At 63.6% G+C, this 14,771-nt stretch carries 12 protein-coding genes; 5 read left to right on the top strand and 7 right to left on the bottom strand.

The window, feature by feature from the left end; all coding sequences use genetic code 11:
* Nucleotides 1-55 precede the first annotated feature (55 nt).
* Entirely contained in the window at nucleotides 56-967 is a 912-nt protein-coding gene (locus tag AAFO92_RS17105; RefSeq protein WP_347537152.1) for a LysR family transcriptional regulator, read from the top strand.
* Nucleotides 968-1,200: 233 nt separating this feature from the next.
* Here the strand turns inward: AAFO92_RS17105 and uraH are convergent, their stop codons facing one another.
* On the bottom strand, nucleotides 1,201-1,554 hold the full coding sequence (uraH, locus tag AAFO92_RS17100) for a hydroxyisourate hydrolase (protein WP_347537150.1): 354 nt from the start codon (nucleotides 1,552-1,554) through the stop codon (nucleotides 1,201-1,203).
* 159 nt (nucleotides 1,555-1,713) lie between these two features.
* Here uraH and puuE point away from each other — a divergent pair, with 159 nt between their 5' ends.
* From puuE to AAFO92_RS17085, 3 genes are all read left to right on the top strand, one after another.
* The gene (puuE, locus tag AAFO92_RS17095) at nucleotides 1,714-3,129 is read left to right on the top strand and encodes an allantoinase PuuE (RefSeq protein WP_347537148.1); all 1,416 of its coding nucleotides are present in this window, start codon (nucleotides 1,714-1,716) and stop codon (nucleotides 3,127-3,129) included.
* On the top strand, nucleotides 3,126-3,623 hold the full coding sequence (locus AAFO92_RS17090) for an ureidoglycolate lyase (RefSeq protein WP_347537147.1): 498 nt from the start codon (nucleotides 3,126-3,128) through the stop codon (nucleotides 3,621-3,623). The genes puuE and AAFO92_RS17090 overlap by 4 nt, the downstream gene beginning before the upstream one ends.
* A gap of 83 nt (nucleotides 3,624-3,706) precedes the next feature.
* The gene (locus AAFO92_RS17085; RefSeq protein WP_347537332.1) at nucleotides 3,707-5,116 is read left to right on the top strand and encodes a nucleobase:cation symporter-2 family protein; all 1,410 of its coding nucleotides are present in this window, start codon (nucleotides 3,707-3,709) and stop codon (nucleotides 5,114-5,116) included.
* Nucleotides 5,117-5,210: 94 nt separating this feature from the next.
* Here AAFO92_RS17085 and AAFO92_RS17080 read toward each other — a convergent pair whose 3' ends face one another.
* The 4 genes from AAFO92_RS17080 to xdhA form a co-directional block, all read right to left on the bottom strand.
* Nucleotides 5,211-6,791, bottom strand: coding sequence for a xanthine/uracil/vitamin C permease (locus AAFO92_RS17080; RefSeq protein ID WP_347537145.1), 1,581 nt, complete (start codon nucleotides 6,789-6,791; stop codon nucleotides 5,211-5,213).
* A 70-nt stretch (nucleotides 6,792-6,861) separates the two neighbouring features.
* Entirely contained in the window at nucleotides 6,862-7,710 is an 849-nt protein-coding gene (gene xdhC / locus AAFO92_RS17075) for a xanthine dehydrogenase accessory protein XdhC (protein WP_347537143.1), read from the bottom strand.
* Nucleotides 7,707-10,031 (bottom strand): xanthine dehydrogenase molybdopterin binding subunit, encoded by a 2,325-nt coding sequence (gene xdhB / locus AAFO92_RS17070; protein WP_347537141.1) that lies wholly within the window; start codon nucleotides 10,029-10,031, stop codon nucleotides 7,707-7,709. The genes xdhC and xdhB overlap by 4 nt, the downstream gene beginning before the upstream one ends.
* A gap of 11 nt (nucleotides 10,032-10,042) precedes the next feature.
* Complete coding sequence (gene xdhA, locus AAFO92_RS17065) at nucleotides 10,043-11,503, bottom strand: xanthine dehydrogenase small subunit (RefSeq protein WP_347537139.1); 1,461 nt, start codon at nucleotides 11,501-11,503, stop codon at nucleotides 10,043-10,045.
* Nucleotides 11,504-11,671: 168 nt separating this feature from the next.
* Here xdhA and AAFO92_RS17060 point away from each other — a divergent pair, with 168 nt between their 5' ends.
* Nucleotides 11,672-12,583 (top strand): LysR family transcriptional regulator, encoded by a 912-nt coding sequence (locus tag AAFO92_RS17060; protein ID WP_347537137.1) that lies wholly within the window; start codon nucleotides 11,672-11,674, stop codon nucleotides 12,581-12,583.
* Here the strand turns inward: AAFO92_RS17060 and bhcD are convergent.
* Together bhcD and bhcC are read right to left on the bottom strand one after the other, a co-directional pair.
* Entirely contained in the window at nucleotides 12,580-13,545 is a 966-nt protein-coding gene (gene bhcD / locus AAFO92_RS17055) for an iminosuccinate reductase BhcD (protein ID WP_347537135.1), read from the bottom strand. The two genes, AAFO92_RS17060 and bhcD, sit on opposite strands and share 4 nt — an antisense overlap.
* A 57-nt stretch (nucleotides 13,546-13,602) precedes the next feature.
* On the bottom strand, nucleotides 13,603-14,766 hold the full coding sequence (bhcC, locus tag AAFO92_RS17050; RefSeq protein WP_347537133.1) for a 3-hydroxy-D-aspartate aldolase BhcC: 1,164 nt from the start codon (nucleotides 14,764-14,766) through the stop codon (nucleotides 13,603-13,605).
* Nucleotides 14,767-14,771: the final 5 nt, after the last annotated feature.

Raw genomic sequence — 14,771 nt, 5'->3', positions numbered from 1 at the left:
CTGAATTCGGGAAAAAAGCCTAGCTGCTTCAAGTGAAAGCTAATAATGTTCACCCATGGCCTATCTGGACAATGTCAGGACCTTCGTACGCGTCTATGAGCTGGGCAACATGTCCGCCGCCGCGCGGGACCAGCGGATCTCGGCGGCGGTGGCCTCGGCCCGGATCGCGGCGCTCGAAGAGCACCTGAACGTGCGCCTTTTCCAACGCACGACGCGGATGCTGAACCCGACCGAACAGGGGGTGATGTTCTATCGCGGGGCCTGCAAGATCCTCGAGGCGGTGGACGAGGCCGAGGCCGAGATCACATCGGTCACGCAGACGCCGCGCGGCTCGCTGCATGTGGCCGCGCCGCTGGGAATGGGCCAGCGCCTGATCGCCCCCGCGGTGCCCGAGTTCAAGGCGCTCTATCCGCTGATCAACATCCGCCTGCGCCTGTCGGACCGCAAGCTCGACCTGGCCGGCGAAAGTCTGGATGCCGCGTTTTTCCTGGGCGTGCCCGAGGATTCCTCGCTGCGGATCCGCAAGATCGCCGACTGCGAGCGGGTGCTCTGCGCCGCACCAGATTATATCGCCCGCAAGGGCGCGCCTGCATCCAGTGATGAACTCAAATCGGGCGCACATGATTGCCTGAACCTGCGCTATGCAGGTGCGCCCGAGTTCCAGTGGCCGCTGCAATCGCCCGACGGTGTCCGGCGGGTGGCGGTCTCGGGGCCATTTGAATCCGATCACGGTGATGTGCTGACGCAATGGGCGCTGGCCGGGCACGGGATCATCCTGAAACCGCTATTCGAGGTCGCCGAACATCTCGAGGCCGGACGTCTGGTGCCGGTGCTGGAAAGTGAACCGCCCGTGCCGATCCAGATGGCGTGCCTCTATGCCCACCGCCGCAGGCAGGATCCGAAGACACGGCTGCTGATCGACTTCATGGTCGATCACATCAAGGCGTCTTTACCGACCCGCAGCTGAATCAAGAGAAAAGACTGCTGCGAGCCCAGAGCGGTCAGTCAACGCAAGCGGCGCGATGGCCAGACCGCGGGGTGGCGAACCCCCTTGGTTCGGCGCAGTTTATCGCTGCCAAGATCGAAGAAGACCCGAAGGACGCACTGGCATCACCCAATCGCCAGCCCGGGGGGCGGTCTGGCGATCGCGCGGCGGCCTGCGGCCTTGATTCCGCGCGACGAAGCGACCGTTCCGTCCGCCTAGCTGCCGCGATAGGTGCTGTAGCCGAAGGGCGACAGCAGCAGGGGCACGTGGTAATGTGCCGCTTCGGACATGCCGAACCTCAAGGGAATAACATCCAGAAAACGCGGGGTTTCTTCGGGTGTGCCGGTCGCATCCAGGTAGGCGCCGGCGTGGAATACCAGCTCGTAAGTGCCGGTCTGAAACTCGGCCTCGGGCAGGATCTGTTCATCGGTGCGGCCATCGGCATTGGTCACCAGCGTCCGCAGATGCGTGCGCGCCTCGTCCGTCACCCGGAATAGCTCGATCTTCAGGCCCTGCGCCGGGCAGCCCTTTGCCGTGTCCAATACATGCGTTGTCAGATATCCGGCCATGTCACATCCTCTGTCTGCACCCAAGCTTGGTCCCTTACTGCCGCGTAACGGGTCAAACGAACATCGGTTTCTTTCAAATAGCTCTTTCAAGTAATTTTAGAAAGCCATTCGCATTGTTTTGTTCTAGAACCAAATAAAGCAATCTACCGGAGAGCCCAGATGAAACGCTATCCCCGCGACATGCGCGGATATGGCCAGAACGCCCCCGATCCGAAATGGCCGAACGGGGCCAAGATCGCTGTGCAATTTGTCCTCAATTACGAAGAAGGCGGCGAAAACAACATCCTCCATGGCGATGCGGCCTCCGAGGCGTTCCTGTCGGACATACCCGGCGCGTCACCCTGGCCAGGGCAGCGCCACTGGAACATGGAATCGATCTATGAATACGGCGCCCGGGCCGGGTTCTGGCGCCTGCACCGCCTGTTCACCGGCGCAGGCATTCCGCTGACGATCTACGGCGTGGCGACCGCGCTGGCGCGCAGCCCCGAGCACGTGCAGGCAATGAAGGATGCAGGCTGGGAAATCGCCAGCCACGGTCTGAAATGGGTCGACCACAAGGACATGAGCGAGGCCGAGGAACGCGCCGCCATCGACGAGGCCGTGCGCCTGCATACCGAGGTCGTGGGCGAAGCCCCATGGGGCTGGTATACCGGCCGGTGCAGCGGCAACACCGTGCGGCTTGTGGCCGAACAGGGCAGCTTTGCCTATATCTCCGACGCCTATGACGACGACCTGCCGCACTGGATCAAGGTGGGGGACCGCGATCAGCTGATCATTCCCTACACGCTGGAAGCCAACGACATGCGTTTCGCCAACAGCCCCGGCTGGATCACCGGCGAGCAGTTTTTCCAGTATCTGAAAGACGCGTTCGACACGCTTTATGCCGAAGGGGAAGAGGGCCGCGCCAAGATGATGTCGGTGGGCCTGCATTGCCGCCTGATCGGGCGGCCCGGGAAAATTGCAGGGTTGAAGCGTTTTATCGAATACATTCAGAGCTTTGGGGATGTCTGGTGCGCCCGCCGCATCGACATCGCAAGGCATTGGGTATCCAAACATCAACCCCGGCACACGATTCGCCCGAGCGAGATGGACAGACATCGCTTTGTCGCGACATTCGGCGGGGTGTTTGAACACTCTCCCTGGATCGCCGATGGTGCCTTTGATTTGGAACTTGGCCCGGCGCATGACTGCGCGGCAGGGATGCACAATGCGCTCTGCCGTGTCTTTCGCAGCGCCGGCCGGGATGAAAGGCTGGGGGTGCTGACCGCCCACCCGGATCTGGCGGGCAAGCTGGCGGCAGCCGGCAAGCTGACCGCGGAAAGCACCTCGGAACAGGCCGGCGCCGGTCTGGACATGCTGACCGATACCGAACGCGAGATGTTTCAGAATCTCAACAGGGATTACGTGGCAAAACACGGGTTTCCCTTCATCATCGCGGTCCGCGATCACGACAAGGCCTCGATCCGGGCGGCATTCGAAAGGCGGATCGGCAATGACACCGAAACCGAATTCGCCGAGGCCTGCAAACAGGTGGAACGTATCGCCCAGTTCCGGTTGAAGGACATGCTGTCATGACGCGGAAAATACTGGATGTCGCCCCGCTGACCGCCGACGCATTTGCGCCCTATGGCGATGTGATCGAGGCCCGCGGAGAGCCCACCAAGATGATCAATCAGGGCATGTGCGGGCGCCATCACGATCTGGCGCGGCTGGATTTCGCCGATGGCCGCGCCGGGATCAGCCTGTTTGACGCCAAGGCCCGGCACTTGCCGCATGTGGTGGACATGGTCGAACGCCACCCCGAGGGCAGTCAGGCCTTCATGCCGGTTTCGCAGGTTCGCTTTCTGGTGGTCGTGGCCGATGACGAACACGGCACGCCGGTCAATCCGAAGGCCTTTGTCACCGCGCCGGGCCAATCGATCAACCTGCATCGCGGCGTCTGGCACGGCGTTTTGGCGCCGATCGGCGCACCCGGGCAGTTTGCCGTGGTCGACCGGATCGGTGACGGGGCAAACCTTGAAGAACACTGGTTTGACGACCCCTACATAGTCGAGGCGATTGAGATGTAGGCCCTTCCTGCACTCGCCGCCGATTTGCAGCTGAACGCGAGGAGAGAGCCATGGCTGATCATTCAATCGGAACACCGGCGTAACTGCGCGACCCGAACTATTTTCCCGGGCTGGGTCGTGCCATCCCACTTGGCATCCAGCACGTGCTGGCGATGTTCGTGTCCAACGTGACACCGGCAATCATCGTGGCGGGCGCCGCCGGGTTCGGTTTCGGCTCGAACTCGCCCGACTTTCCCGAACTGCTCTATCTGATCCAGATGTCGATGCTGTTTGCCGGGGTGGCGACGCTCCTGCAGACGATCACGCTGGGTCCGGTCGGCGCCGCGCTGCCGATCGTGCAGGGCACGTCATTCGCGTTTCTGCCGATCATGATCCCGCTGGTGGCGGGCAAGGGTGTCGATGCCCTGGGTGCTCTGTTTGCGGGTGTCATCCTTGGCGGGCTGTTCCATGCGATGCTGGGCATGTTCATCGGAAAGATCCGCTTTGCCCTGCCCCCGCTGGTGACCGGGCTGGTGGTGACGATGATCGGGCTGGCGCTGGTCAAGGTCGGCATCCAGTACGCAGCGGGCGGCGTGCCGGCCAAGGTCTCGGGTGCCGCAGAATACGGCTCTCTGCTCAACTGGTCGGCGGCACTGCTGGTGATCCTCGTCACGCTGGGGCTCAAGTTCTTTGCCCGCGGCATGTTGAGTATCTCCGCGGTGCTGATCGGGCTGATCGTCGGCTATGTCTACGCGATCGCCGTCGGAATGCTCAGCATCGATGCGATCACCGGATCCTGGGCGGGTTCCGCCGCCTTCGCCCTGCCCGAGCCATTCAAATACGGGTTCGAGATGTCGGCAGCGGCGGTCATCGGGTTTTGCCTGATGGCGTTCATTTCGGCCATTGAGACGGTGGGGGACGTGTCCGGGATCACCAAGGGCGGCGCGGGGCGCGAGGCCACCGATACGGAAATCCAGGGCGCGACCTATGCGGACGGCCTGGGTTCGGCGCTGGCCGGGTGCTTTGGCGCCTTCCCGAACACATCCTTCAGCCAGAATGTGGGGCTGATTGCCATGACCGGCGTTATGAGCCGCCACGTGGTGACCTGCGGCGCAATTTTCCTGATCCTCTGCGGCTTGGTCCCCAAGGCTGGCGGCGTGATCCGCACCGTCCCGATCGAAGTGCTGGGCGGCGGCGTGATCGTGATGTTCGGCATGGTCGTCGCCGCCGGCATCTCGATGCTGTCCGACGTGGACTGGAACCGGCGGAACATGGTGATCTTTGCCATTTCGCTCAGCATCGGCCTTGGCCTGCAACTGGAGCCGGATGCCGTACAATACCTCCCGGACACCCTGCGCATCCTGCTGACCTCGGGCCTGCTGCCGGCGGCCTTCGTGGCGATCACGCTGAACCTCGTCCTGCCCGAAGAACTGGCCGGGGAAGCAACCGAGGAAGTGTCCGGGGGCCTGTCAGGTCATGGCAAGGGATCGCTTCCGAAGGTCACGCGCGGCTGAACGAAGAGACCGGGGCCTATCCAAGAGGCCCCGGTCCCTGTTTCATCCCCAACGATGATGGTCCGAAGGGCGGCAATTTCGCCGCCCTTCTTGATCACGCGTCCTGGATCTGCGTGGGGTCGTCGACCGGCAGGTTCTTGTTCTCCAGATCCTCCTTGTGGAAGATCGGATAGATGAACAGGAACGCCGCCGCGATCAGGTAGCCCCCGCTGATGGGCCCAAGTTCGGGCCAGTGCAGGCTGGCGCCGTGGATGATGCCGAACATCGCCATGACAGCCGCCGCCAGCGCAAATCCACCGGCATTGCGGAAGTCACCGTCGATGATGCTGGCCACGATCGCGCCCCAGATGAGCCCGGTCAGGATGGCCCCCTGGCTCAGCGCCAGATGCCCGGCATAATGCGCGCCCTGCTGCAGCATCGCGCCGGTCAGGTCGGGATCACCCAGCTGCGGCATCCCCTCCAGACCCGAAGCGCCAAGCGCGCCCATCAGCGACCCCCATTTGATCACCAGGAAGCTCGACACATGCGGCATCATCGCGATGGTGATGGCGGCCATATGCTCGGTCTTGACCGAATGCGCTGTGTTGGTGATGAGGCTCAGCGCGACAAAGACCAGCACCGGCGCGGCGGCGGCCACGGGGATCAGGTTGTTGAGGAAGGCCAGAAGCCCCAGGAAGGCCGCCAGCGGGATGATCACACCCACCCCGATCACATAACCCGAATGCGCGCCCATGCGCTTGTAGGCCGGGTGGCCGATATAGGCCGTCGTCGGAAAGGGCGAACCGAAAATCGCGCCGATCATCGTACCGGCCCCATCGGTCACCTGGCAGAGCGCGACCGGATAGTGATCGCCCGCCGCCTCGGCGCTTTCGACGTTGTTCATGGTCTCGATGAAGTTGTAGATCTGCACCGGCACCAGCACGAGGAACAGTTCGGGGTTGGCAAAGAGATGCTGAATACCCGCGATCAGGTCACCGAAATACGGCAGCGGCGGATAGAATCCGACCCCCTCGAAACTGATCGACGCCTTGCCGATGACCAATGCCACCAGCGTGCCCACCCCCAGGGCCAGCAGGCCCGCCGGGATGTTGTAGGGCAGGCGGAACCGGCCCACGAGACCCCACAGGATGATGATCATCGAGGCAAAGCCGATAAACGGATCCTCGAAAATCGTGGCCAGTGGCACGGTGCCAATAAAGACCAGCGCGATGCCGCAAAGCGTCCCCAGCATGCCCGCGCGCGGCGTGACACGTTTCAGGAACGGCCCGATGATCGCCCCCAGACCCGCCACGATACCGCCCATGAAACCGGCACCGATGCCCACCTGCCAGGCCAGCATCGCATCCTGCGTCGCCCAGTAGATCGGACCGATGACGCCGAACAGATAGACAAACATCACCGGGGTCGAGATACCGTAGGGCATGGCGGTCACGTCACGCCCCTCACGCTCGGCCACGTGTTTCGCAAGCAGCGTGTAAACCAAGATCCCGGCCAGAATGGCGACCGCCGCGCCCGGAACGATCCGGCCGAAAACGATCTCGGCGGGCATTTGGAACACAAACTGGCAAATCCCCGACAGCACGATCAGGTTGATCAGGTTGTCGGTGAACAATGCCCAGAACGCGCTGAAGTCATTGCGCGCAAATAACCTATAGGAATAGCTCCCTTCCTGCATGGCAGGCCTCCTTTGCTTGAATGGCCGGGCTTGGTGATCTCCTCATCACTCGCGGGGCCCGGCCGGCTCCCTACCTTGCCTTGCGCAAGGTTCTCTCCGCCTGCTTGGCGGTATCCTCAGTATCCCGTGTCAACGCGGCCATCACCTCGGCCACGACAAAGGCGGCTATCACCTCGGGGCGCTTGTCATCGCTGCCGCCCGCGCCAATCGGACAGGTCAGCCCGTCGATGGGCTGTCCACCGCCGTGATCGCGGCACCAGTTGCGGAACTTCACCCGTTTCGTGGCCGACCCGATCAGGCCGACATAGGCGGCATCGCCGCGCGCCAGTGCTTCGGATGTCAGCAGGAAATCGAGCGCATGGTCGTGGGTCAGCACGATGAAGGCACTGAGCGGCGGTGCGGCCGTGATTTCCGCCTCGGGCAGCGCCGTGTTGCGATACTCGACCGGCGCCTGGCACAGCGCAAGCTCCTCGGCGCGCGTATCGACAAGCACCGTCCGCACCGGCAGCTGCGCGAAAAACCCGGCCAGGGCCCGGCCCACATGACCCGCGCCCATGATGTAGACATGCGGGCGCGCCTCCGCCTCGCGCCCGGCCAATGCCAGGGCCTGCGCCCGGTCCTCCGCCCCCATCCGATGAATGTCGACGGTCACGTGTCCGCCACAACACTGGCCGATCTCGGGGCCCAGCGGCACCTCGCGCGTCGTGCGGCCAGTGCCTCGTGCCAGCAGGCTGCGCGCCTCATCGACCATCATGTATTCCAGCTGGCCGCCGCCGATCGTGCCCAGCGTTTCGCCAGGTGCCACGAACATTTCGGTTCCCGCGTTACGCGGGGACGAGCCTAGTACCTGCACCAGCGCGACCTTTGCGACATCGCGGTTGCGTGCGAAGAACGCGGCGAGAGGTGTCTGACCGGTCATGACGCCCCCCTACCCTGCAGCCGCTCCACGGCCATCAATACGCGTTCTGGCGTCGCCGGCGCATCAAGGCGCGGACATTCGCGGTAATCCGCAACGCTGGCCACGGCCATCGACAGCGCCTCGAAGACGGAAATGCCCAGCATGAAGGGCGGCTCGCCCACCGCCTTGGAGCGTTTGATCGTCATCTCGCGGTTTTCCGACCAGTCGGCCAGCTTCACGTTGAACTCGCGCGGCCGGTCCGAGGCCAGCGGGATCTTGTAGGTCGAGGGCGCGTGGGTCCGCAGCCGTCCGGCCTCGTCCCACCAGAGCTCCTCGGTCGTGAGCCACCCCATGCCCTGGATGAAGGCGCCTTCGACCTGGCCCTTGTCCAGCACCGGGTTCAGCGAGCGGCCCACGTCATGCAGGATATCGGTGCGCAGCACCCGGTACTCGCCGGTCAGCGTGTCGATCTCGACCTCGGAACAGGCGGCGCCATAGGCGTAGTAATAGAACGGGCGCCCCTTGCCGGTGGCCCGGTCCCAGTGGATCTTGGGCGTCTTGTAAAAACCCGCCGCCGACAGATGCACCCGCGCCATATAGGCCTGTTTGATGAAATCGTTGAAGGCAATCACCTCGTCCCGGATCTGCACCCGGTTGGGCAGGAAACGCACTTCGGACGGCTCCGCCTGCCAGCGTTCGACCGCAAAATCTATGAGCCGCGCCTTGATCTGCTCGGCCGCGTCCAGCGCCGCCATGCCGTTCAGGTCCGAGCCGCTCGACGCCGCCGTGGCCGAGGTGTTGGGCACTTTTTCGGTCGTTGTCCTGGTGATCTTGATCCGGTCGACATCGACCTGGAACGTATCCGCCACGACCTGCGAAACCTTGGTGTTCAACCCCTGCCCCATCTCGGTGCCGCCATGGTTCAGATGGATCGAGCCGTCGTTGTAGACATGCACCAGCGCACCGGCCTGGTTGTACCAGGTGGCGGTGAAGGAAATGCCGAATTTCACCGGTGTCAGCGCAATACCGCGGCGGATGATGCCGCCCCCGGCATTGTGATCCAGCACCGCCTGCCGCCGCGCCTGGTAATCGGCGCCGGCCTCCAGTTCCTCGACGATGCGGGGCATGATATTGTCTTCGACCGTCTGGTGATAGGGCGTCACGTCCCGCCCGTCGGATCCATAGAAATTGGCCTTGCGGATCTCCAGCGTATCGCGGCCCAAAGCATAGGCGATCTCTTCGATCATGCGCTCTGCGGCGATCACGCCCTGCGGGCCGCCAAAGCCGCGGAAAGCGGTGTTGGAGACGGTGTTGGTCTTCATCGGGTGGCTTTCCAGCCGCACATGCGGATAGAAATAGGCGTTGTCGGCATGAAACAGTGCGCGATCCGTCACCGGTCCCGACAGGTCAGACGAAAACCCGCAGCGCGCGGCAAACTGGCCGTCCACCGCCTGAATGCGGCCCGCGTCGTCGAAGCCAACCTCATAGTCGATCACGAAATCATGCCGCTTGCCGGTGGCAGTCATGTCCTGGTCGCGGTCGGGGCGGATCTTGACGGCGCGGTTCCATTTCTTGGCGGCAATGGCGGCCACGGCGCAAAACAGGTTCATCTGGCTTTCCTTGCCGCCAAACCCGCCACCCATGCGGCGCACATTCACCGTGACGGCGTTTGACGGTACGCCCAGCACATGCGCCACCATGTGCTGCGCCTCGCTGGGATGCTGGGTCGAGCAATGCACGATCACGTCGTCATCCTCGCCGGGCACGGCAAAGGCGATATGGCCTTCCAGGTACATGTGATCCTGACCGCCCACGACCATGCGCCCGGTGATCCGGTTTTGCGCCCCCTCCAGCGCGGTGGCGGCATCGCCGCGCGACAGGGTCAGCGGGTCGGTGACATGCGGATACCCGGCCGCTTGCGCGGCAACGGGATCCAGCGCGTGCGAAAGCGGCTCGTAATCGATCCGTGCCAGCTCGGCCGCGCGCCGGGCCGCATCGCGTGTCTCGGCCACGACGGCAAACAGGGGCTGGCCATTGAATTCCACCTTGTCGGTTGGGAAAACCGGCTCATCCTCTCGGCCGGTCGGGCTGATGTCATTATGGCCGGGAATATCCTCGGCGGTCAGCACGCCGATCACGCCCGGCGCGGCCCTGACAGGCGCCAAGTCTATCTTGCGGATGCGCGCGTGGGTTTCCGTCGCCACCCCCAGATAGGCGTGCAGCGTGCCCACCGGCTCGGCGATGTCGTCGGTATAGGTCGCGCGGCCGGTGACGTGCTTGATCGCGCTGTCATGCTGCAGGTCGGAATGGACTGCGCCGCGAATTGTGCTCTGATCGTTCATCACGCCTCTCCTCACGCGCTCAACCGGACGGGTGAATCGGCATCCGCGCCCTGTTCCAGGTAGAACCGGCGCAGCAGGTTCTGCGCCGCCCGCATCCGGTAATCGGCGGAGGCGCGCCAATCCGTCAGCGGCGCGAAATCCCCGGCAAGCGCAACGGCCGCAGCCTCGAACGCCGCTTCGCTCCATTCCTGCCCGATCAGCGCCGCCTCGGCGCCCGCCGCGCGTTTCGGCGTGGCCGCCATGCCGCCCAGTGCGATGCGCGCCCGGGTGATCCGGCCATCGGTCAACTGGACACTGATTCCCGCCGCCACTGACGAGATATCCTCGTCCCGGCGCTTGGAGATCTTGTAGGCCGCGTCGCGCTGCCCGTCTGCGGGGCGCGGAATGCGGATGGTTTCGACGAATTCGCCTTCGGCACGGTCCTGCTTGCCGTAATCGACGAAGAAATCCTCGAGCGGCAGCGTACGGCGATCCGCCCCCCGGCGCAGAGTCACCTCGGCGCCAAGCGCGATCAGCACCGGCGGCGTGTCCCCGATGGGCGAGCCATTGGCGATATTGCCGCCGATCGTGCCCATGTTGCGCACCTGCCAGCCGGCGATCCGGTCCCAGTATTCGCGCAAATAGGGGAAATGTTCGGAAATCACCGGGTCGAATTCGGAATAGGTCACGCCCGCGCCGATGGAAATATCGGCATCGGTCACGGCGATGGATTTCAACCCGTCCAGGTGGCTGATGAAGATCGCCGGCCCGATCGGGCGCAGGAACTTGGTGACCCACAGCCCGACATCGGTGGCCCCCGCCACGATCGTGGCGTCAGGATGTTCCAGCAACACTTGGGCGAAATCATCGACATCGGCGGGCAGAATGGCCCGATTATCTGCCGGGCCGGTCACCACCCGGTTGCCGTCCTTCAGGGCCTGCAGCTGCTTGGCAGTCGCATCCCGCTCCCGCATGAGGTAGTCGGCAGAGGGCGTGCCGTGGCGGCTGACGGCCTCTGCCGCGCGTATGATCGGCTCATACCCGGTGCAGCGGCAGAGATTGCCCTGCAACGCGGTCTCGATCTGTTCCAGCGTCGGCTCTGGCCGTTCCATCCACAGCGCATAGAGCGCCATGACAAAACCGGGCGTGCAGAAACCGCATTGACTGCCATGATGTTCGACCATCGCCTGCTGCACCGGGTGCAGCCGCCCGTCGGGCCCCGACAGATGTTCGACCGTGACGATGTGGCACCCGTCGAGCGAGGCCAGGAACCGGATGCAGGCATTGACCACCTCGTAGGTCAGCGCGCCGTCCTGCAGACGGCCCACCAGCACCGTGCAGGCGCCGCAATCACCCTCGGCGCAGCCCTCCTTGGTGCCGGTCAGGCGCCGGTCCAGCCGCAGGAAATCCAGCAGCGTCTGCGACGCCCCGACATCCGGCACAGCGGTTGCGCGGCCGTTGAGGATAAATCGGATTTCCTGGCGCGGTGTCATCCGGCCCCCTCCTGCGTGAAAGACATGCGTAGTGATCCCAGATTAGCGCATTTTACTATCAATGAATACGCTCGGAGTCGGTAAATACTTTATACGAAACGTTGAAAATGAAACCGGATTGGTGTCTGATCGAACCACAGTCAAACACCCTGAAATACCGGAGGTTTCATGGCCTATATCGAAAGCCTGCGCGTGTTCGCCCGCGTGGTGGAGCTGGGCAGCATCACCTCGGGCGGGCGCGACCTGCGGCTGACCCCTGCCGTGGCCAGCAAACGTATCAAGGAGCTGGAGAAACGCCTGGGCGTGCGGCTTTTCAACCGCACGACGCGCTCGATCACCCCGACCGAGGTCGGGCGCGTATTCTATGGCGAGGCCAAGAAGGTGCTGGAAACGCTTGGCGATGCCGAGGCCGCGGTTGCCAGTTTCTCCGACACGCCGCGCGGGGTCATCCGGGTTACCGCACCGCTCAGCGTGGGGCGGCGCATCATCGCGCCGCTGGTACCGCGATTTGTCGATGCCTTTCCCGACACCCAGGTGCAGATGCGCCTGTCGGACCGCGCCGTGGATCTGCTGAGCGAGCGGCTGGATGTGGCGTTCTTCGTTGGCACGCCAAAGGAATCAAACCTGAAGCTTCGGAAATTCGTGGAATGCGAACGTGTCCTGTGCGCCGCACCGGACTATCTGGCACGCAAGGGCACTCCGGAAACACCCGATGACCTGCTGAGCGCCGGGCATAATTGCCTGTTGCTGCGCTACCCGCGCTCGCCCGAATATTTCTGGGTGCTGAAAACCGGGGACGGCACCCAGAAACTGAATGTCGCGGGCCGGTTCGATGCTGACGATTCGGATGTTCTGACGGATTGGGCGCTGGCCGGGCATGGCATCGTGAACAAACCCCGGTTCGACGTGGCACATCACCTGCGCGCCGGGCGGCTGGTGCCGGTTCTGCCCGCCACGCCGCCCGTGCCGTCGATGTTCGGGTGCCTCTATCCGCACCGGAAACTTCAGGATCCCAAGATCCGGCATTTCGTGGATTTCATGGCCCGCGAAAGCCGCCGGATGCTGGACGCGGTGGCCTAGAAATCCACCTCGATGGCGATGCCTTTCTCGATGGCGCGTTTCACCACCGCATCCGCCACCGCAAGGTCCTGCAGCCCCACGCCGGTGCCATCGAACAGGGTGATTTCATCACCTGATCCGCGCCCCGGGTGGTCGCCGTTGATCACCGCGCCGATCTCGTTGATCTGGCCCACTTCGATCAGGCCCGCCGCGATCGCGTGCTGGCATTCGCCGATGCTGACCGATTGCGCCACCTCGTCGGTGAAAACGGTCGCCCGCGCGACCAGCGTCGCCTCGACCTCCTGCTTGCCCTTGGTGTCGGTGCCCATGCAGGCGATATGCGTGCCGCCTGAAACATGCGCATCCATCAGGATCGGATCAAAGCTCGACGTGATCGAGATGATGACATCCGCCTCGGCGCCCAGCTGATCCAGTTCCACGCGCTCGAAAGGCAGGCCCGCTTCGCCCGCGACCTCTTCGAGCCGGCTGAGCATCTCGGGGTGATAGTTCCAGCCGATGACTTTTTCGAAGTTCCGCTGCTCCAATGCTGCCCGCAACTGGAAGGCCGATTGATGCCCGGCGCCGATCATGCCGATCACGCGGGCCTCTTTCGGGGCCAAATGCGCGATTGACACCGATGACGCGGCCGCGGTCCGCAGCGCGGTCAGCAGGTTGCCGCCCACAACCGCGCGGCATTTCCCGGTATCGGCATCGAACAGGAACACCGTGGATTGGTGGTTGGTCAGCCCCCTGGCCTCGTTTCCCGGCCAGTAGCCGCCGGATTTCAGGCCCAGGTTCAGCGCATCCCGGTCAAAGCCCGACTTGAACCCGTAAAGCGCGTCGGCGTGGCCGATGGCCTCGCGGATCACCGGGAAATTATAGGCCGAGCGTTTTGACATCGACGCAAAGACCTGCGCGACCGCATCGAAACTGTCCTTGCGCGTGACCAGATCGGCGACGGCGCTTTCGGGGACGATATACATATTCACCTCTATTCGGAAAAAAGCGGCGGGGCGCCCCCCGCCAGTCTCAGGAAAAATTCAGTAGGCCTTGCCCCGGGCCGAGACCGGCCAGAGGGTTTCGACCTTGCCGTTGCGCACGCCCACATACCAGTCATGGACGTTGGCGGTGGGATCGCAATGGCCGGGCACAAGGCGCAGTTTTTCCCCCACTTTCAGCGTGCCCGCCGGGTCGGCGATGACGCCATGCTCGTCCGAGCACTTGATGTATTCCACATCGTCGCGGTCAAAGATGAAGGGCAGGCCGCTGTCGACGGATTGCGCCTTGAGCCCCGCGTCGCAGATCGCTTTGTCCGCCTTGGCGTGGCTCATCACCTGGGTGAGGATGAAGAAGGCGTTTTCCCACTCCCCCTGGTCGATCCGCTTGCCATCCTTGTCCAGGATCCGGCCGTAATCCGCATCCATGAAGGCGTAGGAGCCACATTGCAATTCGTTGTAAACCCCTGAATTGCTTTCGAAATAGTAAGAGCCAGTGCCGCCGCCCGAGACCAGTTCGCAATCGATGCCCTCGGCCTTCAGGCCGGCAACGGCGTCCTTGACCTGCGCAATGGCAATGTCCAGTTTTTCCTGGCGGGCTTCGTAGGTGTCGAGATGCTGCATCGCGCCCTGATAAGCCTGGATGCCGGCAAATTTCAGCCCGCCAGCGGCCTGAACCGCCTTGGCAATCTCGATGACCGCCGGCGTGGTCGTCACGCCGCAACGCCCGGCGCCGCAATCGATCTCGACAAAGATCTCAAGCTCGGTGCCGTGCTTCTGCGCCGCTGCCGACAATTCGGCCACGTTGGCCAGATCGTCCACGCAGACGATGATCCGGCTGCCCAGTTTCGGCAGCTGCGCCAGCCGGTCGATCTTGGCCGCGTCGCGGACTTGGTTCGACACCAGCACGTCCTTGATGCCGCCACGCACGAACACCTCGGCCTCGGAAACCTTCTGGCAGCAGACACCAACCGCGCCGCCGAGTTTCTCTTGCAGCTTCGCCACGTCGACGGATTTGTGCATCTTGCCATGCACCCGGTGACGCATCCCGTGGGCCTTGGCATAGTCGCCCATCTTCTTGATGTTGCGCTCCAGCGCGTCCAGGTCCAGCACCAGCGCCGGGGTCTGGATATCGGCTTCGTCCATGCCCGGCAGGGCCGGCACGTCATAGCCCACTTCAAGTTTCGAAATATCGGTTTGTGCGTTCATTTTCC

It is taken from the genome of Roseovarius sp. CAU 1744 (genome assembly GCF_039839345.1).
Lineage (GTDB): Bacteria > Pseudomonadota > Alphaproteobacteria > Rhodobacterales > Rhodobacteraceae > Roseovarius.
This window is presented reverse-complemented; position numbering and strand designations above follow the sequence as displayed.